This window comes from Azospirillum halopraeferens DSM 3675 (assembly GCF_000429625.1).
GTDB lineage: Bacteria > Pseudomonadota > Alphaproteobacteria > Azospirillales > Azospirillaceae > Azospirillum > Azospirillum halopraeferens.
In genome coordinates, this window is record NZ_AUCF01000009.1 from 1 (window position 1) to 24,844 (window position 24,844).

At 71.5% G+C, this 24,844-nt stretch carries 19 protein-coding genes; 9 read left to right on the forward strand and 10 right to left on the reverse strand.

Annotated elements, in window-relative coordinates:
• Window positions 1–203 precede the first annotated feature (203 nt).
• Entirely contained in the window at window positions 204–2,039 is a 1,836-nt protein-coding gene (locus G472_RS0109545; protein ID WP_156927057.1) for a sensor histidine kinase, read from the forward strand.
• A complete protein-coding gene (locus G472_RS0109550; RefSeq protein WP_029008209.1) occupies window positions 2,036–3,391 on the forward strand; it encodes a sigma-54-dependent transcriptional regulator in 1,356 nt (451 codons plus the stop codon). Before G472_RS0109545 ends, G472_RS0109550 begins: the two co-directional genes overlap by 4 nt.
• A gap of 17 nt (window positions 3,392–3,408) precedes the next feature.
• Here the strand turns inward: G472_RS0109550 and G472_RS0109555 are convergent, their stop codons facing one another.
• Window positions 3,409–6,267 (reverse strand): FAD-binding and (Fe-S)-binding domain-containing protein, encoded by a 2,859-nt coding sequence (locus tag G472_RS0109555; protein WP_029008210.1) that lies wholly within the window; start codon window positions 6,265–6,267, stop codon window positions 3,409–3,411.
• Window positions 6,268–6,341: 74 nt separating this feature from the next.
• Window positions 6,342–8,120 (reverse strand): L-lactate permease, encoded by a 1,779-nt coding sequence (locus G472_RS0109560; RefSeq protein WP_029008211.1) that lies wholly within the window; start codon window positions 8,118–8,120, stop codon window positions 6,342–6,344.
• Between the two features lie 381 nt (window positions 8,121–8,501).
• Here G472_RS0109560 and G472_RS0109565 point away from each other — a divergent pair, with 381 nt between their 5' ends.
• Window positions 8,502–9,296, forward strand: coding sequence for an FCD domain-containing protein (locus G472_RS0109565; protein ID WP_084536547.1), 795 nt, complete (start codon window positions 8,502–8,504; stop codon window positions 9,294–9,296).
• A 53-nt stretch (window positions 9,297–9,349) separates the two neighbouring features.
• Here the strand turns inward: G472_RS0109565 and G472_RS0109570 are convergent, their stop codons facing one another.
• From G472_RS0109570 to G472_RS0109600, 7 genes are read right to left on the reverse strand one after another with little or no spacing between them, the layout of a single operon-like run.
• Entirely contained in the window at window positions 9,350–10,501 is a 1,152-nt protein-coding gene (locus G472_RS0109570) for a mandelate racemase/muconate lactonizing enzyme family protein (protein ID WP_245593446.1), read from the reverse strand.
• Window positions 10,498–11,460, reverse strand: coding sequence for a hydroxyacid dehydrogenase (locus G472_RS0109575; protein ID WP_029008214.1), 963 nt, complete (start codon window positions 11,458–11,460; stop codon window positions 10,498–10,500). Before G472_RS0109575 ends, G472_RS0109570 begins: the two co-directional genes overlap by 4 nt.
• On the reverse strand, window positions 11,453–12,334 hold the full coding sequence (locus G472_RS0109580) for a fumarylacetoacetate hydrolase family protein (protein WP_029008215.1): 882 nt from the start codon (window positions 12,332–12,334) through the stop codon (window positions 11,453–11,455). The genes G472_RS0109575 and G472_RS0109580 overlap by 8 nt, the downstream gene beginning before the upstream one ends.
• A gap of 11 nt (window positions 12,335–12,345) precedes the next feature.
• The gene (locus G472_RS0109585; protein WP_029008216.1) at window positions 12,346–13,485 is read right to left on the reverse strand and encodes a mandelate racemase/muconate lactonizing enzyme family protein; all 1,140 of its coding nucleotides are present in this window, start codon (window positions 13,483–13,485) and stop codon (window positions 12,346–12,348) included.
• A complete protein-coding gene (locus G472_RS32185; protein WP_051340624.1) occupies window positions 13,482–15,017 on the reverse strand; it encodes a tripartite tricarboxylate transporter permease in 1,536 nt (511 codons plus the stop codon). Before G472_RS32185 ends, G472_RS0109585 begins: the two co-directional genes overlap by 4 nt.
• A 24-nt stretch (window positions 15,018–15,041) precedes the next feature.
• Complete coding sequence (locus G472_RS0109595) at window positions 15,042–15,557, reverse strand: tripartite tricarboxylate transporter TctB family protein (RefSeq protein ID WP_029008217.1); 516 nt, start codon at window positions 15,555–15,557, stop codon at window positions 15,042–15,044.
• Window positions 15,558–15,615: 58 nt separating this feature from the next.
• Window positions 15,616–16,596 carry a Bug family tripartite tricarboxylate transporter substrate binding protein gene (locus G472_RS0109600; RefSeq protein WP_029008218.1) on the reverse strand — a complete coding sequence of 327 codons (981 nt, stop codon included), beginning with the start codon at window positions 16,594–16,596 and terminating at the stop codon, window positions 15,616–15,618.
• Window positions 16,597–16,732: 136 nt separating this feature from the next.
• On the opposite strand from G472_RS0109600, the gene G472_RS32190 reads away from it, so the two are divergent.
• The 4 genes from G472_RS32190 to G472_RS0109620 all read left to right on the forward strand — a co-directional run bounded on the left by G472_RS32190 (window position 16,733) and on the right by G472_RS0109620 (window position 22,041).
• Window positions 16,733–17,440, forward strand: coding sequence for a GntR family transcriptional regulator (locus G472_RS32190; RefSeq protein WP_051340625.1), 708 nt, complete (start codon window positions 16,733–16,735; stop codon window positions 17,438–17,440).
• Between the two features lie 52 nt (window positions 17,441–17,492).
• Window positions 17,493–18,740 carry a glycerate kinase type-2 family protein gene (locus G472_RS0109610; protein ID WP_051340626.1) on the forward strand — a complete coding sequence of 416 codons (1,248 nt, stop codon included), beginning with the start codon at window positions 17,493–17,495 and terminating at the stop codon, window positions 18,738–18,740.
• Between the two features lie 93 nt (window positions 18,741–18,833).
• Window positions 18,834–20,288: an aldehyde dehydrogenase family protein gene (locus G472_RS0109615; protein ID WP_029008220.1), complete on the forward strand. Its 1,455-nt coding sequence runs from the start codon at window positions 18,834–18,836 to the stop codon at window positions 20,286–20,288.
• A gap of 10 nt (window positions 20,289–20,298) precedes the next feature.
• Window positions 20,299–22,041: a thiamine pyrophosphate-binding protein gene (locus G472_RS0109620; protein ID WP_029008221.1), complete on the forward strand. Its 1,743-nt coding sequence runs from the start codon at window positions 20,299–20,301 to the stop codon at window positions 22,039–22,041.
• 12 nt (window positions 22,042–22,053) lie between these two features.
• Here the strand turns inward: G472_RS0109620 and G472_RS0109625 are convergent, their stop codons facing one another.
• Window positions 22,054–22,983 (reverse strand): LysR family transcriptional regulator, encoded by a 930-nt coding sequence (locus G472_RS0109625; RefSeq protein WP_029008222.1) that lies wholly within the window; start codon window positions 22,981–22,983, stop codon window positions 22,054–22,056.
• Between the two features lie 95 nt (window positions 22,984–23,078).
• Here G472_RS0109625 and G472_RS0109630 point away from each other — a divergent pair, with 95 nt between their 5' ends.
• Complete coding sequence (locus tag G472_RS0109630; protein ID WP_051340627.1) at window positions 23,079–23,825, forward strand: class II aldolase/adducin family protein; 747 nt, start codon at window positions 23,079–23,081, stop codon at window positions 23,823–23,825.
• Between the two features lie 50 nt (window positions 23,826–23,875).
• Window positions 23,876–24,829, forward strand: a complete 954-nt coding sequence (locus G472_RS0109635) for a TAXI family TRAP transporter solute-binding subunit (RefSeq protein WP_029008224.1) — start codon at window positions 23,876–23,878, stop codon at window positions 24,827–24,829.
• The last annotated feature ends 15 nt before the right edge of the window (window positions 24,830–24,844 follow it).

Below are 24,844 nucleotides of genomic sequence, written 5' to 3' on the forward strand. Positions count from 1 at the left end.
TGCCGTGGCTGATGATCCTGCTGACCTTCCTGGTGTTGGTCACCTACATCCCGACCATCTCCACCTTCCTGCCCGACCTCATGTTCGGCAAGGACACCTTCGCCCATTGAGGCCGGACGGCGGGGCGCCGGTTGCGGCGCCCCGTCCGCTTGCCCCTGCGCCGGGCCGCGTGCCATACCTTACGCAGTCGTGGAGGGTTCACCTTGGCGTTGCCCGGTATCGCTGCCCTGCGCCGGCCGCCGCGGGCGGCGTCTTTCATCCTCGGTGCCGTGCTGATGCTGACGGCCCTGTGGACCGTAGGGGAGTGGCGCGCCCGTTCCGCCGCCGCGGACCTGGAACACGCGGCGGAAGGGGCCCTCGCCCTGCATCTGGCCGCCTTGCTCAGCGGGCTGGACAAGCACCGATCCGTCCCCTTCGTGCTGGCCCGCGACCCGGAGGTGGCGGCGCTGCTGCGCGACCCCGCCGACCCGGACCGGCGCCGGTATATCGACCACAAGCTGGACCTTCTGAACGCCGAGATCCGCGCCGACGTCATCTACGTGATCGACGGCGACGGCAACACGCTGGCCGCCAGCAACTGGTCGTCGGGGCAGAGTTTCGTCGGCCACAACTACGGCTTCCGTCCCTATTTCCGCAACGCCATGCGCGACGGCCTGGGCGAGCATTTCGCCATGGGGACCGTCAGCCATCAGCCCGGCTTCTACATCGCCCGCCGGGTCGACGCACCGGACGCGCCCGGAGTCGTGGTCGTCAAGGTGCGCTTCGAGGACGTGGAGGCCGCCTGGGCGCGCAGCGATTCCCCCGTGTTCGTCACCGACGGGCAGGGGGTGGTGATCCTGACCAGCCGGCCGGACTGGCGGTTCCGCCCGATCACGCCGCTGCCCGAGGAGACGCGCCGGGTGCTGCGGGAGTCCCGCCGCTACGGCGCCGCCCCTCTGGCTCCCCTGCCCTTCGCCACGGGAGGGCCGGAGGACGCCGCGCGGGTCGTCCTGCTGGGGGACGGAGTGGCGGCGGAGGGTGACCCCGGCAGCCACCTGCTGGTGGCCGCGCCGATCCCCGGCCTGGACTGGACGATGCACATCCTGGTGTCCCGTGTCCCCGTCCACCAGCAGGTGGCGCTGACGGTCATCGCCACCGGGTTCGCCGGACTGCTGCTGCTGTTCGGACTGTCCCGCCTTCAGGATTGGCGGACGAGCCTGCGCGAGCGCATCGAGACGCAGCAGCGCGCCCGCGCCGAGCTGGAGGAGAAGGTGGCCGCCCGCACGCGCGAGCTGACGGAGGCCAACGAACGGCTTCTGCGGGAGGCGGAGGAGCGCCGCCGCGCCGAGGTGGTGGCCCGCCAGGCACGGGCCGACCTGGTGCACGCCGGCCGGCTGGCGGTGCTGGGCCAGATCAGCGCCAGCATCGCCCACGAGATCAACCAGCCGCTGGGGGCGATCCGTTCCTATGCCGACAACGCCGTCACCCTGCTGCGGCGCGAGCGCGCCGACGCGGCGTGCGACAACATGCACCGCATCGCCGGCCTGACCGAGCGCATCGGCACCATCACCAGCCACCTCAAGGGCTTCGCCCGGCGCACTTCCGGCCCGGTCGGGGTGCTGAACCTGGAGCCGTCGGTGCGCAACGCCCTGGCCCTGATGGAACACCGCATCCGCCGCGCCGGCATCCGCGTGGAGGTGGACGTGCCGGCGGTGCAGGTGCGCGCCGAGCCGGTGCAGCTCGAACAGGTGCTGGTCAACCTGTTGCAGAACGCCGCCGACGCGCAGGACGGCCGCCCCGCCCCGCGCATCGCCATCCGGGCCGAGCGGCGCGGCGCCACCTGCGTCATCGCCGTGGAGGACGACGGGCCGGGCATCCCCGAGGCGATGATGCCCCAGCTTTTCGCGGCGTTCCACACCACCAAGGCGGGCAGCGGCGGCCTGGGCCTGGGTCTGTCCATCGCCCGCAACATCGTCGAGACGTTCGGCGGCACCATCGCCGGGGGCAACCGGCCCGACGGCGGGGCCGTGTTCACCGTCGTGCTGGAGTGCGCGCCATGAGCCGATCCCCCACCCTGCCCGTCCTGTTCGTCGATGACGAGGAGGACGTCCGCCACGCCGGGGAGCAGACGCTGACGCTGGCCGGCCACCCGGTGATGCTCGCCGCGTCGGGCGAGGAGGCGCTGGCCCTGGCGACGCGCGAGATGCCCGGCGCCGTCGTCACCGACGTGCGCATGCCCGGCATCGACGGGCTGGAGCTGATGGCCCGCCTGCGCGCCCTCGACCCGGATCTGCCGGTGATCGTGGTGACCGGCCACGGCGACGTGCCCATGGCGGTGCGCGCCATGCGAGAGGGCGCCCTGGACTTCATCGAGAAGCCGCACGCCTCCGACCGGCTGGTGGAGGCGGTGGACCGCGCGCTGGAGATCCGCGCCCTCGCCCTCGACAGCCGCGCCCGCCGGGCCGAGCTGGAGCGTCACCGCGCCATGGGCACGCTGCTGGTCGGCCGCACCCCCGCCATGCAGCGCCTGCGCGCCACGCTGCACCGGCTGGGCGCCATCGACGCCGACATCCTGGTGCTGGGCGAGACGGGAACCGGCAAGGAGCTGGTGGCCCGCACCCTGCACGAAGGCGGGCCGCGGCGCGCCTGTGCCTTCGTGGCGCTGAACTGCGGCGCCCTGCCCGAGGCCATCGCCGAGAGCGAGCTGTTCGGCCACGAGGCCGGCGCCTTCACCAGCGCCAACAAACGCCGCGTCGGCCGCATCGAGCACGCCGACGGCGGCACGCTGTTCCTCGACGAGATCGAGAGCATGCCGCCCTCGCTGCAGGTCAAGCTGCTGCGCGTCCTGCAGGAACGGGTGGTCGAGCCGGTCGGCAGCAACCGCGCCGTGCCCGTGGACATCCGCGTCGTCGCCGCCACCAAGGTGGACCTGCGCCAGCTCGCCGCCGAGGGCCGGTTCCGCGAGGACCTGTACCACCGCCTGAACGTGGTGCCGCTGCGCATCCCGCCCCTGCGCGAACGGCCCGACGACATCCCGCTGCTGTTCGAGCATTTCGTGTCGGAGGCGGTGGACCGGTACCGCTGCGAGGCGCCGCCCCTGTCGGCCGATCTGCACCGCCGCCTGATGTCCCATCCCTGGACCGGCAACGTGCGCGAACTGCGCCACGTCGCCGAGCGCTACGTGCTGGGCCTTGACGATCCCATCCACGCCGCCGCCGCGACCGACGGCGCGCCCGAACCGGCCGCCACCCTGGCCGCCCAGGTGGACCGGTTCGAGAAGGGAGTGATCGAGCGCGAACTGGCCCGGCGCAACGGCAACGTCACCGCCACCCTCCAGGCGCTGGGCATCCCCCGCAAGAGCTTCTACGACAAGGCCCGCCGCCTGGCGATCGACCTCGACGCGTTCCGCTGAGGGGGACCCGGCCGACGCTAGAACGCCGGTTCGCTCACCCGCGCCGGCTCCGGGGCCTTCGCGGTGGTGCAGGCGTCCACCAGGTAGACGATGGAGCGGTACGGCATGCCCGCGTGGTGCGCCAAGCCGATCTCGCAGGTGCGGCTGGTCGAGTAGCCACCCTCGCCGCCCGGCGGCACGCCGGCCCTGAGGTGGCGCAGCGCATGGGCGTTGAGGTCCGGCCGGGTGAAGCCCTTGTCACCGGCGAAGCCGCAGCAGCCCACCCCGTCCGGCACCACGACGTGCCCGGCGCAGCGCTCCGCCACCGCCCGGAGCTTGCCCTCCAGGCCCATGCGCCGCAGCGAGCAGGCGAGGTGCAGCACCGCCGGCTCGGCGCGGCGGGTGAATTCCAGCCGGTCGAGCAGGTGGTCGTGGATGAACTCGACCAAATCCAGCACCTTGAGCCCGTCCTCGGCGAGGTGGCGCTTCAGGCGGAAGGCGCAGGGGCTGGTGTCGATGACCACCGGCCAGCGACCGCCGTCGGCGGCGCGCCGGATGGCGGAGACCATCTCGTCGGCCTTGGCGTCGGCCTCGCGGGCGAAGCCCTTGCTCTCCAGCGGCATGCCGCAGCACAGGCCGGACAGCCCTTCGGGGTAGAGCACGCGCAGGCCGGCCTTGCGGAACAGCGCCTCGGTCTTCTGCGGCAGCGGCGTGCTCTCCGGATCGTCCGCGGCGGGACCCATGGTGCGGCTGGCGCAGCTCGGCACGTACACGACGGCGGCGCCGTCCTCCGCCGCGGCCGGCGGCGGCAGGAAATTCAGCGCGGTCGGCAGTGAGGTCGGCACGTGCGGCAGGCGGTCGCCCGACAGCCGGCGCAGCGCTCCGGCGGCGGCGCTCAGCCGCGCCGGGCCGGCGACGCGGCGGGCGAGGTCGGCAAGCCTCAACCCGGCGCGCCCGGCGGCCAGCATCGTGCCGAAGTGCTCGCCGGCGAACCGGCCGAGGCGGCGCTGCACCGGGCCCCTGCGCCGGCCGCGCAGGACCTTGATGAGCAGGCCGGTTTCGATGCCCACCGGGCAGGCGGTGGCGCACAGGCCGCAGGCGGCGCAGGTGTCGATGCCCTGGTGGTCGTAGGCGGCGTGCAGAGCGTCCAGCCCGGCGCGCTCCCCGGTGCCCGACAGCCGGGCGATCTCGCGCCAGCCGACGATGCGCTGGCGCGGGCTGAGCGTGAACCCGTGCGACGGACAGGTGGGCTCGCAGAAGCCGCACTCGATGCACTTGTCGACCAGCGGGTCGGCCGGCGGCAGCGGCTTCAGGTTCTTAAGATGCGCTTCGGGATCGTCGTTGAGGATGACGCCGGGGTTGAGCAGGCCCAGCGGATCGAGCAGGCTCTTGATCTCCCGCATCAGGGCGTACGCCCGGCTCCCCCACTCCATCTCGACGAAGGGGGCCATGTTGCGGCCGGTGCCGTGCTCGGCCTTCAGGGAGCCGTCGTACTTCGTCACCACCATGGCGGCGACCGCGTCCATGAAGCGGCGGTAGCGGTCGATCTCCGCGTCGGTGTCGAACGCCTGGGTGAAGACGAAGTGCAGGTTCCCTTCCAGCGCGTGGCCGAAAATGATCGCCTCGTGATAGCCGTAGTGCTCGAACAGGTGCTGAAGCTCCACCGTCGCCTCGGCAAGACGGTCGATGGGAAAGGCGACGTCCTCGATGATGACCGTGGTGCCGGTGCGCCGCACCGCGCCCACCGCCGGGAACAGACCCTTGCGGATCTTCCAGAAACTCTCGCACTCCGCGGCGACGGTGGTAAACGCCGCCGGATGCAGCAGCGCGCAGCCGTCCAGCGCCGCGCCGATCGCCGCGATGTTGCGGGCGAGCGCGCCGGCATCCCCGGCGCGCGTCTCCACCAGCAGCGCCGCGGCGCGCTCGTCCAGGCCGCGGATCACCGCAGGCATGCCGGGCTTCCCCTGGACCGAGTGCAGGGCCGCGCGATCCATCAGTTCCACGGCCGAGACCGGGGTAGCCTTCAGCAGCGCCACCGCCCGGCAGGCTTCGGCAATGTCCGGGAACAGGAGCAGGGCGCTGGCCTTGTCGGCGTGCTCCGGCACGGTGCGGTAGGTGATCTCGGCGATGAAGCCCAGCGTGCCTTCCGAGCCGATCATCAGATGCTGGAGGATCTCGAACGGATCCTCGAAGTCGACCAGCGCGTTCAGGCTGTAGCCGGTGGTGTTCTTGATGGTGAACTTGCGGCGGATGCGCGCCGCCAGGGCCGCGTCGGCCCGGGTGCGCGCGCCCAGGTCAGCCAGTGTCGCCAGCAGCGGGGCGTGGCTCTGCGCGAAGGCGGCGCGGCTGGCCGGATCGCCGGTGTCCAGGAGCGTGCCGTCGGCCAGCAGCAGGCGCATGGAGACCAGCGTCCGGTAGCTGTTCTGCGCCGTGCCGCAGCACATGCCGCTGGCGTTGTTGGCGGCGATGCCGCCGATCTTCGCCGTGGCGATGGAGGCCGGGTCGGGGCCGATCTTGCGCCCGAACGGCGCCAGCCGGCGGTTGGCGTCGGCACCGACCACGCCGGGCTGGAGGGAGACCGTCCCGGCCCCCGGCGCGATGGTGCAGCCGCGCCAGCCGTCGCCCAGAAGGACCAGCACGCTGTCGCTGACCGCCTGCCCGGACAGGCTGGTGCCGGCGGCGCGGAAGGTGACGGGGGTGGCGTGCGTGCGGGCCAGGGTCAGCAGGCGCTCGACCTCCTGCTCCGTCTCCACCACCGCGACGATCTTCGGGATCAGCCGGTAGAAGCTGGCGTCGGTGCCGTAGGCCAGCGTGCGCAGCGGATCGACGATCAGGCGCTCGGCCGGGATGAACTGCCGCAACTCGGCGTGCAGGCGGACGTAGGGTGCAGGCAGCATCGGTTGGGTTCCACGAAGGCCGGGAAGAAGGAGACCGGCCGGAGCGGGTCCGGCCGGTCTGCCTCAGCGCAGGATCAGGCGGCGGCCGTCGCGAGCCGGCGCGTCTGGCGGCGGTCGGAGAGAGCCATCGCCGCCAGGACCGAGGCGGTCCAGACCACGGCGGCGATCCACCAGCCGTTGAACCCGCCGGCCACCAGCGCCATGCCGTACAGGCCGGCGGCGACCACGTAGTAGGTCATCGGCAGCAGCGCCTTGGCGATCAGGTCGCCCTCACGGTTCACCAGACCCACGGTGGCCGAGGCGGCGACCACGTTGTGCACGCAGATCATGTTGCCCGCCGCACCGCCGACCGCCTGCAACGTCACCACGATGGCCGCACCGGCGGCACCCAGGCCGATCTGCTCCGCCGCCGAGAACTGGAACAGCGAGAACATCATGTTGCTGATGGTGTTCGAGCCGGCGATGAAGGCGCCCAGCGCACCGATGGTCGGCGCGAACACCGGCCACATGCCGCCGACGACGTCGGAGACACCGCCGGCCAGGACGAGCGGCATGCTCGGATGCAGGGCCGATGCGGAGTTGATGAACACCTGCACCATCGGCACCGCCAGCAGCAGCGCCGGGGCGGCGGCCACCATGGTCTTGCCGGACATCGCCCACACCTTGCCGTAGCTGCGGGTGCGTCCCATGCCGTGGATCACGTAGGTGATCAGCGACACCAGGATCAGGATCGTCCCCGGCAGGTAAAGCGGTTGCGAGGAAGCGGAGATGCCCGACCCGAAGAGATTGGTGAACTTGATCGTCACGTCCGGCGAGGTCAGGAACGACTTCACCATCGGGATGGCGCGGGAGGCGACCAGCAGCAGGGCGACGATGACGTAGGGCGTCCAGGCGCGCAGCATCGGCATCGGCTCGCCGTGGCCGGTCGGGTCGTCCTTCTGCACCGCGCCGAGCCATGCGTCCTCCCACGTGCTCTTGTGCGGGAAGTCGAACACCTGCTTCGGCAGGAACAGGCCGGCGCGCGCCGCCGGGATCACGATCATCAGGCCGATCAGGCTGCCCAGCAGCGACGGGAACTCGGGCCCGAACAGGGCGGCGACGGCGTAGTACGGCAGCGTGAAGGCGATGCCGCCGAACAGCGCGAACTTCCACGCCCCGAAGCCCTCGGTGAACGAGCGCCGCTCGCCGAAGAAGCGGGTGATCATGCACACCATGATCAGCGGGATCAGGAAGCCGACCAGGGCGTGGACGAGCGCCACGTTCACCGCGACCTGGAACAGGTAGTCGGAGAACGGCATGCCGCCGAGCACGGAGCCGACGATCGGCTGGTTGGACAGGCCGGTGTTGACGCCGACCAGGATCGGGGTGCCGACGGCGCCGAAGGACACCGGCGTGCTCTGGATGATCAGGGTGGCGAGCACGGCGGCCATGGCCGGGAACCCGATGGCGACCAGCAGCGGCGCGGCGATGGCCGCCGGCGTGCCGAAGCCCGACGCACCTTCGATCAGCGAGCCGAACAGCCAGGCGATGATGATCGCCTGCACGCGGCGGTCCGGCGAGATCGCGATGAAGCCCTGCCGGATCGTGCGGATGGCACCGCTCTCCTGCAGCGTGAACAGCAGCAGGATGGCGCCGAACACGATGTACAGGACGTTCACGGCGGTGACGACGCCGTTCACGGAGGCGCCCGCGATCCTGGCGGGGTCGGTCCCCCACGCGAGAAGCGCGACGAGAACCGTGGCCGCGTAGGCGATGGCCATGGTCAGTTTCGCCGACCACCGCAGGACCACCAGCAGCAGGAAGACCAGCGCGATCGGAAGACAGGCCAATAGGAAGAATAGGGTGTCGGTCACAAACGTTCCCCCTCGATCGATTATCGCGATCACAACGCAGATGCGCGGGATTCGCCGATCGACGAGGAGGCGCCGGGCCGGAGTCCGGCCGGCGATCCGCCGCCTGCGCGCGTTCCGTCTCCCACCGGCGTCGGCAACCCGTTGGCCGGCTTAGCGATCTGTCATTCTGACCAATTGGGCCGTTTGGTAACATCATCTTGCCAGTTTGAGCAAGCGGATAATTTTCAGCGCCAATCAGGGTTCATTGGGCACCCATTCGACCCCGCCTCCGCATCGCGGCTGCGGTGGTTCGCCCCCTTGACCATCACCATATCCCTGTACGATCCTCCGTTGCGGCTGGCGGGCCGCGCCGTGCCTTCGGGGCCCTCACATGGAACGCGCATGAAATCGGACACCATCAAGCCGGCGAAGCTGGCCGACGCCATCGCCGAGCATCTGGAACGCCTGATCCTCGAAGGGGCGCTGCGGCCGGGCGAGAAGCTGCTGTCCGAGCGCGACCTGGCCGCCAAGCTCGACGTTTCCCGACCCTCGCTGCGCGACGCGCTGGCGAAGCTGATGGAGCGCGGGCTGCTGGCCACCGACCACAACGGTGCGGCCTATGTGTCGGAGGCGCTGGGGGCAACCTTTCGCGACCCGCTGACCCGGTTGCTGCGCGAGAACCCCGACGCGACGTTCGATTACCTGGAGTTCCGCAGCACGGTCGAGGGCTCGGCCAGCTATTACGCCGCCAAGCGCGCCAACGATCTCGACCGCCGGGCGATCCGCGAGAGCTTCGAACGCATGGAGCAGTCGCACGGCAACGACGATTCGAGCGAGGAAGCGGACGCCGATGCCGACTTCCACCTGGCGATCTACGAAGCGACGCACAATACGGTGCTGCTGCACATCATGCGCAGCCTGTCCGACCTGCTGCGCAACGACATCTTCTACAACCGCGCCAAACTGTATGAGCGCAAGGGCGTGCGCGATCTGCTGCTCGAACAGCACCGCGCGGTGTACCTGGCGGTGATGGACGGCGATCCGGAACGGGCGCGCGACGCCGCCGAGCAGCACATCACCTACATCAACACCGCCCTGCAGGAGATCCGCGACGCGGAAACGTGGCTGAAGGCATCCCTGCGGCGGGTGGGCCGCGGCGACGTCGTGGACATCGGCGCACGGCGCCGGCGCGGCTGAGCGGGGACCGCCGGCCCGAGCGGCACGTCCCCGGTCACCTCCATACAGCCGGATCAGACGTAGCAGGGCCCCTCGATCAGGGGGTGGGCGGCCAGGAAGCGTTCGTCCACCTCGATGCCCAGCCCCGGCCCGTCGAGCGGGCGGACGCAGCCCTCTGCGTCCAGGGCGTAGGGAACGCCGCCGACCTCGTCGCGGAACGGGTTGTGGCGGGCCACGTCGCCCTCGAAATAGCCGGGGTTGTCCACCGACGCCAGCAGGTGGATCGACGCCGCCATGTTGATGCCGGTCGCCGAGGTGTGCGGGTTGACCGTGATCTTGCGGGCGGAGGCGAGGGCGGCGATGCGCATGGTCTCGGTCACCCCGCCGGTCTTGGACAGGTCCGGCTGGACGAAGGCGACGGTGCCGTCCTCCAGCAGGCGGGTGAACTCGAACCGCGTGTAGTGGTTCTCGCCCGCCGCCAGCGGCACGGACCCCTGGCGGGCCGCGTCGGCATAGGCGCGGTGGTCGTGGGGGGTGAAGGGCTCCTCGAACCAGCCGACGCCCAGCTCCCCGTAAGCCGGCATCACCCGGCGCACGTCGTCGGGCGAACAGCCGGTGTTGCCGTCCACCAGGATGTCGATGTCGTCACCGACCGCCTGCCGCACCGCCCGCACCCGCGCGACGTCCCGTGCGGGCGTGTCGCCGACCCGCAGCTTGAGCGCGCGGTAGCCCTGCTCGACGTAGCGGCGCGCCTCGTCGGCCAATGACGCCGGGTCCTGCCAGCCCAGCGCGATGCCGCCGGCGTACGCCTTCACCGGCCGCGAGGCGCCGCCCAGCAGCCGGTACAGGGGCCAGCCGCAGGCTTTGCCGCGGATGTCCCACAGGGCCAGATCGACGCCGCTCAGCGCCAGCGCCGCCGCCGCCCCCATGCCGTGGCTGGCAAGCTGCATGCGGTAGACCCGGCTCCACACCCCCACCGTGTCGAAGGCGTCCATGCCCGTGACGAGTTCGGCGATGGTGGTGTCGATCAGCCTGGCGATGGCGCCGGGGCAGCGGCCGTGGTGGGCCTCGCCCCAGCCGACCACCCCCTCGTCGGTTTCGACCTTCACCAGGACGGCGTCGCGCTTGACGGCGCGGCCGATGCCGAGAGTGACGTTCTGGCCCTCGGGAACGCGGTAGGAAACGGGAACCGCGCGGATGTGGGTGATGCGCATGGTGTCTTTCACGCCTTCCGGTACTCGGGGTTGACGAGGTTGACGGGGGTGTCGCCGCGCAGCATCCGCAGCATCTCCCCGGCGGCGCCGAGGCTCATGTTGCGCATGCTCGTGGCGGTGATCCCCGCGGCATGGGGCGTCAGCAGGACATTCGGGCAATCGAGCAGGGCGTCCTCCGGCGGCAGCGGCTGCACGTCGTAGACGTCCAGCGCGGCCCCGCCCAGCCGGCCGCCCTTCAGCGCCCGCACGAGCGCCGCCGTGTCGATCACCGGCCCGCGCGAGACGTTGACGATGACCGCCCCCGGCTTCATCAGCCCGAGCAGCCGTTCGCCGACCAGCCCGCGGGTCTCGTCGGTCAGGGGACACGACAGCACCACCGCGTCGCTGCGGGCGAAAAGGTCGTCGATGGCGGCCTCCTCCACACCCTCGGGCATGCGGCCGGGGGTGCGGGACGCGCCCAGCACCGTCATGCCGAAGCCGTCGCGGGCCATCCGCGCGACGCGCCGGCCGATGGTCCCGACGCCGACGACGCCCAGCGTGCTGCCGCCGATCTCGCTCAGGGAATCGGCCAGGCCCCGCGCCGGCCCCCAGCCGTCCCGGCGCAGCGCCGCGTCCATGGCGTACAGCGGGCGGCGCAGGTGCAGGATGGCGGTCAGGCAGTATTCGGCGACCGCCCCGGTGTTGCTGCCCGGCAGGTTGGCCACGGGGATGCCCGCCGCCGTGGCCGCCGCCACCGGGATGAAGTCGAGCCCGACCCCGTGGCGCACGATGCCCCGCAGCCGCGGCCCGTGATCGCAGATGTCGTCGGGCAGCTTGGCCCGGACGATGATGCCGTCGGCCCCGGCGGCCAGCGCCCGCAGCGTCTCCGGCCGCGCGTCCGGCGCCGTCACCAGGTGCGCCTCCGGCTCCAGAAGCGCCACGGCGTCGGGGTGGACAGGGTTGGTGAGAAGGACGGTGGGCCGGTCAGCCATCGTACGATGCTCCTTCCACGACGGGGTTGGTCAGGGTGCCGAGCCCCTCGATCCACATGGACAGCGTCGAACCGGGGCGCACCCAGGTCGGCGGCCGGCGCACCGGCGCCACCCCCGCCGGCGTCCCCGTGGCGATCAGGTCGCCCGGTCGCAGCACCGTGCGGCGGGACAGGAAGGCGATCAGCTCGGCGACGCCGAACAGCATGTCGGCGGTGTTGCCGTCCTGAAGGGACTCGCCGTCCATGGTCAGGCCGAGCGCCAGCGCCTGCGGATCGGCGATCTCGTCGGCAGTCGCCAGATACGGCCCGAAGGGGCCGAAGGTCGGCAGGTTCTTGCCCCGATCGAAGTGGCCGTCGCGGCGGATCATCTCGCTGGCGCCGATGTCGTTGAAGGCGGCGTAGCCGGCGACGCGGGACAGGGCGTCGGCCACGCCGACATCCCGGCACTCCCGCCCGATCAGCACCGCCAGCTCGGCCTCGTAGGTCACGCCGCCGATGCCCGCCGGCAGCACGATGGGCGCACCGGGGCCGATCACCGTCTCCGGCCGCTTGACGAAGAGGACGGGCTCGACCGGCGGGGGCATCCCCCGCTCGGCCAGGGCGGTGCGGTAGTTGAAGGCGGCACCGAAGATGCGGGTCGGGCGCAGCGGGGCCAGCAGCTCGACCCCGGCGAGGGGAAGGCGCGCCGCCGCCCCGTGCCCCGCGATGGCCGCGGCCACCCGGTCCAGCCCGTGCTCGACGAAACGCTCCACCCGCGGCTCCAGCCCGGACAGGCGATCCCGCATGCTCCCGTGTCCCAGATCGACCACCGCGTCGTCGCCGTCCAGGATGCCCGCCCGCGCCGTGCCGGCGTGGCGGAAGGTGACGAACCTCATGGAAGCCCCCGTCAGCCGGCGCGATAGCGGTCGATCACCGACCGGTCGATCTCGATGCCCAGGCCGGGGCCGGAAGGCACCGCCACCCTGCCCTTCACCTGTTGGATCGGTTCGGTGGACAGGTGGTCGCGGAACGGGTTCTCGCACTGCTCGAACTCGAGCATCGGCGGGAAGGGGAACAGGCTGGGCGGCTGGTCCGGCAGGGAGGCCAGGAAGTGCAGCGTCGCGGCCAGCCCGACGGCCGAGCCCCAGGCGTGCGGCACGCATTCCACCCCGTGGGTCGAGGCGACGGCGGCGATCTTCTTGCATTCGGTGATGCCGCCGGCGGCGCAGACGTCCGGCTGCACGATGTCCATGGCCTTGCGCACGATGGCGTCGCGGAAGCCCCAGCGGGTGAACTCGTTCTCGCCGCCGGCCACCGCCATGTCCAGGGCGCGGCTGACCTCGACGTAGCCGTCGATGTCCTCGGGCGAGATCGGCTCTTCGAACCACTCGATGTCCAGCTCCTCCAGCCGGCGGCCCAGGCGGATGGCGGTCGGCACGGAGAAGCAGTGGTTGGCGTCGACCATCAGGCGGATGTCGGGGCCGACTGCCTTGCGCACGGCCGCCACCCGCTCGTAGTCGCGCTCGATGGAGCCGAGGCCGATCTTCATCTTCACGGCGCGGAAGCCGTCGCGGACGTAGCCCTCGGCCTCCTCCACCGCCTCGTCGATCAGGCGGTCCATGTCGGTGAAGTACAGGCCGGTGGCGTAGGCGTCGACCTCGCTGCGGAAGGCGCCGCCGATCAGCTTGTGCACCGGCCGGCCGCACAGCTTGCCGACGATGTCCCACAGCGCGATGTCGATGCCGCTGATGGCGGCGATGGACATGCCCTTGGGGCCGTAGTCCTTGATGCGGTTGTAAAGGTCTTCCCAAACGACCTCGACGTCGAAGGGGTCGCGCCCGACGACCCGGGGGCCGAGCTGGGTGTCGATGAACGCCTTGGCGACCGCCGAAGGGCCGTAGCATTCGCCCCAGCCGACGACGCCGTCCGTGGTCTCGATCTCGACGAGGCAGGTCCCGCGCGTCTTGTAGAGCCACCCCCGCGAGGAGGTGAAGGGGTGCTCGACGGGCGCGCTGAGGACGTGGGTGGTGACCTTCCTGATCTTCACTTCGTGTGCTCCGGTGTGGCGTGGGGGGAGTCGCTGCGCCGCCGGCCGGAGGCGGCCTTGAGGCGCGCGAACAGAGAGGGGAGGATGAGGGCCGCCAGGGCGACCGTGAGGATGACGGCCGAGCCCGGCCGGGTCAGGAACGTGGTCCAGTCCCCGCCGCTGATGACCAGGGCGCGGCGCACCTCGGATTCGAGCAGGGGGCCGAGGATGACCCCGATCACGATGGGGTAGACCGGGATGCTCGCCAGCGTCAGCAGGAAGCCGAACACGCCCAGGCACAGCATGACCACGACGTCGAACCACTGGTTCGCCAGCGAATAGGTGCCGACGACGGCCAGCACGAACAGGGCCGGTGCCAGCAGGTGGCGGGGCACGTCGAGCACGCGGACGAAGAAGCGGAAGCCGACGACGCCGACCAGCGCGATGGCCGCGTTGGCCAGCAGCATGGTGGCGATGATGCCCCAGACGATGTCGCCGCTCGCCTCGAACAGACGCGGCCCCGGCTGAAGGCCGTGGATCATCAGGCCGCCCAGCAGCATCGCGGTCACCGTGTCGCCGGGAATGCCCAGGGTCAGCAGCGGAATCAGCGCGCCGCCGGTGACCCCGTTGTTGGCCGCCTCCGACGCCACGACGCCGCCGGGCACACCCTTGCCGTACTGCGCGCCGGTGCGGTCGAAGCGCTTGGCCTGATCGTAGGCGATCAGCGAGCCGACGCTGCCCCCCAGGGCCGGCACGATGCCGATGACCGTTCCGATCACGGCGGACCGCACGGTGTTGACCGCCTGCCCGCACCATTCCCGGAAACCCGGAAACATGTGGCGCAGGCTGATGGGGGGGCGCCCGCCCGCCTGCCGCTCGAACAGCGACTTCATCAGTTCGGGAATGACCAGCAGGCCAATCAGCGCCGGCATGATGTCGATCCCCCGGATGAGGGCGAGCGTGTTGAAGGTCCAGCGCCCTTCGCCGGTGATCTGGTCGAGGCCGACGATGGACAGCCCGATGCCGAGGATGGCGCCGAGGAGCCCCTTCGTCACCTGCCCGGGCACGATGGACGCGATGATCGTCATGCCCAGCAGCGCCGTCGCGGCGTACTCCGCCGGCCCCAGCAGCAGTGCGGCGCGGGCCAGCGCCGGGGCGACGGTGACGAGCGCCAGCCAGGACACCAGCCCGCCGGCGATGGAGGACAGCAGCGCCCAGCCGTAGGCGCGGGCGGCCTGACCCTTGCGCGCCATGGGGTGGCCGTCCAGCGTCGTGACGACCGCCGACGGCGTGCCCGGAATGTTCAGAAGGATGGCGGGAATGGCACCGCCGGCCATCGAGCCGCAGTAGAGCGCGATCATCATGCCGACCGCGAGGTCGGTGGGCAGCGGGAAGGTCAGCGGGATGAACAGCGCCACCCCCATGGTCGCCGTCAGGCCCGGCGTCGCGCCGAACGTGAAGCCGACGACCACGCCGAACAGGATCAGGACCAGTCCGAACGGGTTGGACAGCTCGTAGAGCAGCGCGCCGCTCAGGCTCGAAAGGATTTCCATGGCAATGTCCCCGCGGGGTTCGCGTCAGCGCAGCGGCACCCCGAGGACATGGACGAACAGCGCCCAGACCCCGAGGCAGAACAGGACCGCCGTGGCGGCGGCGACGGCGATGCCCCGGCCCGTCCGCTGGGGGGCGGGCATCAGGAACAGGCTGAGCAGCACCAGGAAGACGATCGAGGCGGGCAGGAAGCCGACCTCCGTCCAGGCGTAGGCGTAGCCCGCTAGCATGGCGAGAACCGCCGGCCCCACCGTCAGGACACGGCGCGGATCGGCATCCGGCGCGACATCCCCGTCGGAGGGGAGCGCCGCCGCCGGCGACGCGCCGCCGCCGCGCCGACGGTGCGCGATGACCTGCTGGATGAAGACGACGACCGCCAGGACGGCGACGCTGACCACGATGAACTGCGGCAGCGCCCCCGACCCCAGTTCCCCCTGCGGGCCGAGCGCCCGCATGCCGAAGGACGGGCCGGCGAGAACGGCGCACAGGACGAGCAGGAGCATGGTCACGGCCGCCCCGGCCGCGAGACGCACGGTCTGCATGGCGAGACTCCGAATGCGCCCCGGCGGCACCGCCGCCGGGGTCCGGTACGGGAGGGGATCAGTTCCGGGCGAACACGTGCTGCGCCACCTCGGCCAGAGCCGCCGCCACGTTCGTCACTTCGGCGTCGAGTTCGGCGCCGGACAGCGGGTCGATGATGAACCCGTTCGTTTGGGCGAAGTCGCGGAACTCCTGACTGGTCAGGGCGGCCCGGAACGACGCCGTCAGGGTCTCGCGCACCTCCGGCCGCAGGCCGGCGGGGGCGGCGATGTAGGCCATCTGCACCACCGGCCCGTACGGGAAGACGTCGATCCCCTTCTCCGCGAAGGTCGGCACATCCGGCAGGGCGTCGAGGCGCTTGTTCTCGAACACGCCCAGCGGCCGCAGGTCGCCGGCCTTGATCTGCTCCATGGTTTCGCTGGGCTTGAGGACGCCGGCCTGGACCTGGTTGCCCATCAGTTCGGCAACGACGCGCGAACCGCCGGGATAGGGCACGTGACGGTAATCCACCCCCGCGCCGCGCGCCGTCATCGCCGCGAAGATGTGGTTGATGTTGTTTGCCCCCGGCGTGGCGATGGTCACCGCCCCCGGGTTGGCCTTCATGTGGTCGAGGAACTGTTCGAGCGTCGTGAACGGGCTGGAGGCGGGGACCACCAGGATCAGCGGGTCGATGGACACGCGGATGATGTGATCGAACTGTTCGTTCTTCAGGGGCACGTTGCCCTGCGCGATGATGGCGAGGGTCGAGCTGGTGCCGTTACCGATGGTGTAGCCATCGGTGCGGGCGGTCGCCACCTGCCCCATCCCGACCGCGCCGGTCCCGCCCGGCACGTTCTCGATGACGACGCGCAGCCCTTCCTTCTCCAGGATCGGCTGGAGGAAGCGGGCCATGATGTCGTTGGACCCGCCGGCGTTCCACGGAATCACCCAGCGCACCTCGCGCGCGGGGTAGTTGGACTGCGCGATGACGGGCGCCGCGGTGGCGACCAGAGCGGCCGACGCCAGCGCGGCGGCGAAAATCGTACGGCGTTGGATGGTCATGGTCATTCCCTCCTGCATTGTTGTTTGTTATAACAAACATCGATCCGCATGGCCCTGTCAACACCGACGTGATGGCGCGGACACGGAATGACACCCCGAGGGGCGGCAGCGGCAGAGGGAGTGCGAGGAGAGCGACATGTCGGAAGCGCCGGAAACCACGTTACAGAAGATCGACCGTGACCGCCTGTGGGGGCTGGCCCAGGCCCAGCTTCGCGACGCGCTGCTGGGCGGCCGGTTTGAACCGGGGCGCAGCCTGACCCTGCGCTATCTGGCTGAGATCTTCGGGACCTCGATCACCCCGGTCCGCGACGCCGTCATGCGGCTGGTGGCCCAGGGTGTGCTGGAGCAGGGGGCGCGGAACTCGGCCGTCGTGCCGGATGTGGGTGCCGCCACCCTGCGGCACCTGACGGTCGTGCGCACCGAGCTGGAGGGCCGTGCCGCCCGCGAGGCGGCGCTGCGCCCGGATCTGCCAGGGCTGGCGCGGCTGGAGGAGACGCTGGGCGCCATGCGCTCCATGATCGCGGAGCGCCGGCTCGACACCTATCTCGACATCCACCGGCAGTTCCATTTCGGCATCTACGAGATGGCGGGGAACCCGGTGCTGTACGACATGATCGAGAACCTGTGGCTGCGCTGCGGGCCGGTCCTGACCTTCGTGCTTCCGGAATATGTGCTCACCCTGAAGGGCACCGACCATCACCGCGCCATTCTCGACGCCATCCGCCGCGGCGACGCGGCGGTGGCCGAAGCCGAGACCACCGCCGACATCCGGGAGGCGGAAACCTATCTGCTGAGCCTCGCCGACGCGGCGGGGCGCATCCGCAAGCCGGGGGCCGCACGATGAGAATCAAAAGGTCCTTGCCGTGATCCCCGCTCCCCGTGACCTGCTGCAACGGATGTTCGCCGCCGCCGTGGCCGCCGCCCGGCCGGATCTGGTCGTGCCGCCGCATCTGCCCGCCCCGCCCCGCGGGCGGACGCTGGTGATCGGCGCCGGCAAGGCGTCGGCGGCCATGGCCCGCGCGGTGGAGGACCATTGGCCGGGTCCCCTGTCCGGGCTGGTGGTGACCCGCTACGGCCACGCCGTGCCCTGCCGCCGCATCGCGATCGTCGAGGCCGCCCATCCCGTTCCCGACGAGGCCGGGGAGCGGGCCGCCCGGCGCATGCCGGAGCTGGTGCGGGACCTGACCCCCGACGATCTGGTGCTGTGCCTGATCTCCGGCGGCGGCTCCGCCCTGCTGTCCCTGCCACCGGAAGGGGTGACGCTGGCCGACAAGCAGGCGGTCAACCGCGCCCTGCTGAGGTCCGGCGCCACCATCGCCGAGATGAACTGCGTGCGCCGCCACCTGTCGGCGATCAAGGGCGGGCGGCTGGCCGCCGACTGCCACCCCGCGCGGGTGGTCACGCTGCTGCTGTCCGACGTGCCGGGCGACGACCCGATCGACATCGCCTCCGGCCCCACGGTGGGGGACCCGACCCGCTGCGCCGACGCGCTGGACGTCCTGCGGCGCCACGGGATCGCGGTGCCGCCGGCGGTGCGGGACGTGCTGGAGAGCGGGCGCGGCGAAAGCGTCAAGCCCGGCGACCCCCGTCTGGCCGGCGCCGAGGTGCGCATGGTCGCCACCCCGCAGAGCGCCCTGGAGGCCGCCGCCGCGGTGGCGCGCGCCGCCGGCGTCGGCGCCCACATCCTGGGCGACGCCATCGAGGGGGAGGCGCGCGACGTCGGCACGGCCCTGGCCGGCATCGCGCTTCAGGTTGCCCGGCGCGGCCAGCCCTTCGCGCCCCCCTGCGTCCTGCTGTCGGGGGGCGAGACCACGGTGACCGTGCGCGGCTCCGGGCGCGGCGGGCGCAACGTGGAATTCCTGCTGGCGCTGGGCATCGCCCTGAACGGTCATCCCGGCATCCACGCGCTGGCCGCCGACACCGACGGGGTGGACGGGCTGGAGGCGATCGCGGGCGCCTGCCTCGGCCCCGACAGCCTTGCCCGCGCCCGGGAACTCGGCCTGCGGCCCCGCGACAGCCTGGCCGCCAACGACGGCCACGGCTTCTTCGAGGCGCTGGGCGACAGCCTGGTGACCGGGCCGACGCTGACCAACGTCAACGACTTCCGCGCCATCCTCATCACCGGTGCGGACGCGGGTCCATAGTGTCAACGGTATCATTCCCGGAGAACTATATATTTGACGCTCGGCACCCGCCCGCGCCATTCCGGGGGGCATGGCGAACGGGAGGAACGAGCAATGAAACGGGTGACGGACGCCGAACGGATGCTCATCGGCGGTGAGCTTGTGGAGAGTCTCGGCGGGGAATGGACGGTGTCGCTCAACCCGGCAACCGGCGAGCCGATCGGCCGGGCGCCGGCGGGCACCGCCGCCGACGTGGAGCGTGCGGTGGCGGCGGCCGAGGCGGCGTGGCCCGCCTGGGCGGCCCTGACGCCGATGCAGCGGGCGGCGGCCCTGCACCGCTTCGCCGACGCGGTCGCCGCGCGCGCCGACGAGATCCTGCACGTCGAGGTGACCGACACCGGCAACACCATCCGCCCCATGCGGGTGATCGACGTGCCCACCGCCGTGGAGTCCCTGCGCTATTACGCCGGCCTGGCGCCCGATCTGCGCGGCGAGACCATCCCGGCGACGCGCGATCACCTGCACCTGACGGTGCACGAGCCCTACGGCGTGGTCGCCCGCATCGCCCCCTTCAACCACCCCGTGATGTTCGCCGTGGCGCGCACCGCGGCCGCCCTGGCGGCGGGCAACGCGGTGATCGTGAAGCCGCCCGAGACCTCGCCGCTGTCGTCGATGATCCTGGCGGAGATCGCCCGCGAGGCGCTGCCGCCCGGCGTCTTCAACATCGTCACCGGGGACGGCGCCGGGGCCGGCGACGCCATCGTCCGTCACCCCCGCGTCAAGCGCATCGCCTTCATCGGTTCGCCGGTCACCGGCCGCGCCATCCAGCGCGCGGCGGCGGAGGTGGCGGTCAAGCACATCACCCTGGAACTCGGCGGCAAGAACCCGATGATCGTCTTCCCCGATTGCGATCCGGACCGGGTCGCGGCGGCGGCGGTGCAGGGCATGAACTTCTCCTGGCAGGGGCAGTCCTGCGGCTCGCTCTCCCGCCTGCTGCTGCACGAGGACATCCACGACCGGGTGCTGGCGGCGCTGGTGGAGCGGGTGGCGGCCCTGCGGATCGGCGATCCGCTGCGCGAGGACACCGACGTCGGCCCGGTGAACTCCGAGGCCCACATGAACCGCATCCTCGCCCATTGCGCCAACGCCGATGCCGACGGCGCGCGCCGCCTGCTGGGCGGCGGCCGGCCGCCGGGCAGGGAGTTCGAGCGCGGCTACTGGGTCGCCCCGACCGTCTACGCCGACGTCACGCCCGGCCTGCGCCTGTGGCAGCAGGAGGTGTTCGGCCCCGTGCTCGCCGTCGGCCGCTGGCGCGACGCGGAGGAGGCGGTGGCCATGGCCAACTCGACCGAATACGGACTGACCGGCGCGATCTGGACCAACGACATCACCGCGGCCCTGCGCATGGCCCGCCGGGTGCGGTCCGGCCATCTCTGGGTGAACGGCTCCAGCCAGCATTTCCTCGGCGTGCCGTTCGGCGGCATGGGATCGAGCGGGGTCGGACGCGAGGAGGGCCGGGAGGAGCTTTACAGCTACACCGAAGCCAAGACCATCAACATCATGCTGTGACGGACGCACCATGAACCAGACCCAGAGCACGGCCGCCGAATGGGGCTCGGACGTCATGGCGGCAACGCTGCGTGACCTCGGGCTGCGGTACATCGCCCTGAACCCCGGCGCCAGCTTCCGCGGGCTTCACGACAGCCTGGTGAACGCCACCGGCGGCGACCCCGAAATCCTGCTGTGCATCCACGAAGAGGCCGCGGTGGCGATCGCCCACGGATGGGCCAAGGTCACCGGCCGGCCGATGGCCGTGGCGCTCCACTCCAACGTCGGGCTGATGCACGGCTCCATGGGCATCTTCAACGCCTTCTGCGACCGCGTGCCGATGGTGGTCGTCGGCGCCACCGGCCCGCTCGACGCCGCCCGGCGGCGGCCGTGGATCGAGTGGATCCATACCGCGCAGGACCAGGGCGGGCTGGTGCGCGACTTCATAAAGTGGGACGACCAGCCGGGCAGCGTCGCCGCGGCGCGCGACGCGCTGATCCGGGGTGCCGCCATCGCCGCCACCGCGCCGCGCGGCCCCGTCTACATCAACATCGACGCGACGTTGCAGGAGGAGCCGGTGACGGCGCCGCTGCCCGACCCGGACATCGCGCGCCGCGGCGCCCCCCCGGCCGCGGCACCGGCCGCCGCGGCGGTGGCGGAGGCGGTCCGCCTTCTCGACGGGGCGCGCAACGTGGTGGTGCTGATGGGGCGGATGTCGCGCGATCCCGCCGACTGGGCGCGCCGCGTCGCCCTGGTCGAACGGCTGGGGGCCGGGGTGGTCACCGACTTCAAGACCGGCGCGACCTTTCCGTCGGCGCACCCCGCCGTCGCCGGACGCGCCGGCTATTTCCCCGACGCCGCGGCCAAGGACGCCATCGCCGCGGCCGACGTCATCCTGAACCTGGACTGGCTCGACTTCGGCGGGACGCTGCGGTCGGTGTTCGGCACCGGTCCGGTACCGGCGCGCATCATCGCGGCGTCGCTGGACTGCCACGCCCATCGCGGCTGGTCGAAGGACGGCGGTGCGCCCTACCCGGCGGACGTGACCTTCCTCAACGAGCCCGACCAGGTCGTCGCGGCCCTGGCCGACGCGCTGGGCGCCGGCCCCGCCGCCGCCGCCGCGGTGCCCCCGCCCCCGCCGGCCGTGGCCGACGACGGCCCGCTGACGCCGCAGGACGTGGCGGCGGTCCTGCGCACGTCCCTTGCCCTGTCCGTCACCTGCCTGGTGCGCGCACCCCTGAGCTGGACCGGTGCCGACTGGCCGGTGGACCACCCGCTGGGGGCGCTCGGCTACGACGGCGGCGGCGGCATCGGGTCGGGCTGCGGCATGGCGGTCGGCGCGGCGCTGGCCCTGCGCGACGCCGGGAAGGGCGTGCTGCCGCTGGCCGTGCTGGGCGACGGCGATTTCCTGATGAACGCTTCGGCGCTGTGGACCGGCGTCAACCGGTCGGTGCCGCTGCTCGTCGTCGTCCTGAACAACCGTTCGTTCTACAATGACGAGGTGCACCAGGAGACGGTGGCGCGCCACCGCGGCCGGCCACCGGAGAACAAGACCGTCGGCATCGTCCTGGATCAGCCGGCCGTCGACATCAGCGCGGTGGCCCGCGGGTTCGGGGCGTGGAGCCCCGGCCTGCTGCGCAGCGCCGGCGCCCTGCGCGGGGCGCTGGACGAGGCGCTTGCGGTGCTCGCCACCGGCGGCACCGCCGTGCTGGAGGTGGAAACCGCCAAGGGCTATGCCCCGTCCATGGCCACCGCGCTGCGCACGGGGGGCTGAAACCGGGTTCGTTCAGTTGCCGACGGGATGATCGCGCAGGGCAAGCGCCAGGTGGCGCATCAGCGCCACCTGGAAGCGCGACAGCCGCTTGCCCCGCCGGCGCACCTGATAGACGGGAACGGTCAGTTCCATCCCGGCGGTGACGATCTCCGCCAATGCACCCGAGGCCAGTTCATCCCGCACCGAGGAGCGGAACAGGAAGGCAAGGCCGGCCCCGGCGCGGACCGCCTGCTTGATGGCCTCGGCGTGCCCGAATTCCATGACGATCCGGCTCCGCCGCACCCCGAAACGCGACAGGGCGGCCTCCTCGATCTCCCGCCGGGGGGTGCCGGACTGGGCGGTGACGAACGGCAGGGCGGCCAGTTCGTCCGGCCGCAGGCTGCCCCCGTGCAGCCCGGTGCGGTCCGAGGCGACGAGGACGAGCCTCTCGTCGGCGATCCGGTCGACCACCAGGCCGGCGGTCTCGTGGCGCGGGTCCAGGATGGTGAAGGCGAAGTCGCAGTCGCCGGCATGGACCGCGTCGGTGGCGAGCATCGGCGTGGTGACCCGCACCGAGATCTCCCCCTTCGGGACGCGGCGGTGGAAGTCGGTGATCAGCCCCGGCAGCACATAGGACCCCAGCGTCATCGAAGCGCCCACCGACGCCTTGCCCACCACGCCCCGGTGGGTTTCCGCCATTTCCCGTTCCAGCTCGCGGGTCCGGCTCACCATCTCCCGCGCCCAGCGATAGACCCGTCGGCCCTCGTCGGTCAGCGACACCCGCCGCCCGTTGCGCGCCGTGAGGGGCGCCCCGAGCTTGTCCGACAGCGCCTTGATGTGCGCCGACACGACCGGCTGCGCGATGCCCAGCCGTTCGGCGGCGCGCGACACGCTGCCCAGTTCAGCCACCAGGCAGAGCACCTCCAGCTTGTGGATCGAGATCTGGGATACCAGGGAGCGCATATCATAGGGTCCCGGCTATGGGTTCAACTGATTTATATATTTGATCATCTGGAGTCGGACAATCTACCCTTTCCGCAAGAAAGGGAGGTTTACCGATGCCCGACGACCTGTCGCGCCGCTACGACGACGCGGTGCTCGACGCCGCACTGACGGAACTCGTGATCGCCAACCGCATCCTGGCGCGCGAGGACGTGATCGACGACTTCGGCCACGTCAGCATCCGCAATCCGTTGAATCCGGAGCGGTATTTCCTGTCACGCTCGCGCAGCCCGGCGGTGGTGACGCGCGGCGACATCATGGAGTTCACGCTGGACGGCGAGAAGGTCAGCGACGACCCCCGCCGTCCCTACGCCGAGCGGCACATCCACGGCGCCGTCTACAAGGATCGCCCCGACGTGAACGCGGTCACCCACCACCACGCCCGGTCGGTGCTGCCCTTCACCATGTGCGGCGTCCCGCTGCGCCCGATGTTCCACATGGCCTCGGTGATCGGCCGCGACATCGCCGTCTGGGATAGCCAGGACGAGTTCGGCGACACCAACATGCTGGTCGACAGCATGGCGATGGGCCATTCCCTGGCCCGTGTCCTCGGCGGCAACCGGGTGGCGCTGCTGCGCGGGCACGGCTGCATCTGCGTCGCCGACAGCCTTCGGGCGGTGGTGATGATCTCCATCGCGCTCCGCGACAACGCCGCGCTCATCCAGGCCACCCGCCCCATGGGTGAGATCACCTACCTGACGGACGGTGAGATCGAACGGTCGAGCGCCATGCTCCTCAGCGCGATGCCGCTGGCGCGGGCGTGGGACTACTGGGTGGCGCGGGCCGGGTTCGCCGGCCTGTGACGGCCGCACCCGGCCGTGGCTGAAACAATCACAAACGGGAGGACGACGCCATGACCTTCAAAACCCTTGCCGCGGCCTGCGTGGCCGCGGTCCTCGCGACGACCTCCGGCGCCGTGGCGCAATCGCTCGGCATCGGCGCCGGCACCCAGGGGTCGCAGAACTACGCCGTCAACGCCGCGATGGCCAAGTTCCTGACCGACGAACTCGGGCTCGACATCCGGGTGCAGTCCTATGGCGGGACCGGCCAGTCGATGCCGCTGATCGACGGCGGACGCCTCGACCTCCAGCTCGTGCCGAGCCCGGACTTCTCCGCCGCGGTGCTGGGGCAGGAACCGTTCGAGCGCCGGCCGCTGCGCAACCTGCGCGCCGTCGCCTCGCTCAGCTCCTCGGCCTACGGCCTGATGGTGCGCAAGGATTCGCCCCACCGCTCGGTGGCGGACGTCAAGGGGCTGACGGTCACCTACGGCTACACGGCGCAGCCGACGCTGCGCTTCCAGGTCGACGCGCTCCTCGCCGCCGGCGGCCTGTCGATCGCGGACATGCGGACCAACAACGTGCCGTCGGTTCCCAACGGCGTCGACGATTTCATCGCCGGCAACGCCGACGTCGCCTTCTTCGCCCTTCAGGGCGGCAAGACCCGCGAGGCGGACGCGGCGGTGGGCATCCGCTGGCTGGCCGTACCCGACACGCCGGAAGCGGACGCGGCGATGAAGAGGTTCGTTCCCACCTCCTACGTCAAGGTCGTCCAGCCCGGCGCGGCGCCGGGGGTCGCGGAGCCGACGCCGATGATGGGCTATGATTACGTCCTGACGGCCGGCGCGCACGTTCCCGACGCCGTCATCACCCGCATCGTCACCTTCCTCCACGACAACCCGGACAAGGTGCGGACCTCGGTGCGGACGTTCGCGGAGTTCGAACCGGCGGAAATGGCGCCGCGGTTCGAAGGGCTGACGTATCATCCGGGCGCCGAGTCCTACTTCCGCTCCATCGGGCTGATGAAGTGAACGGAACGCCGGCAC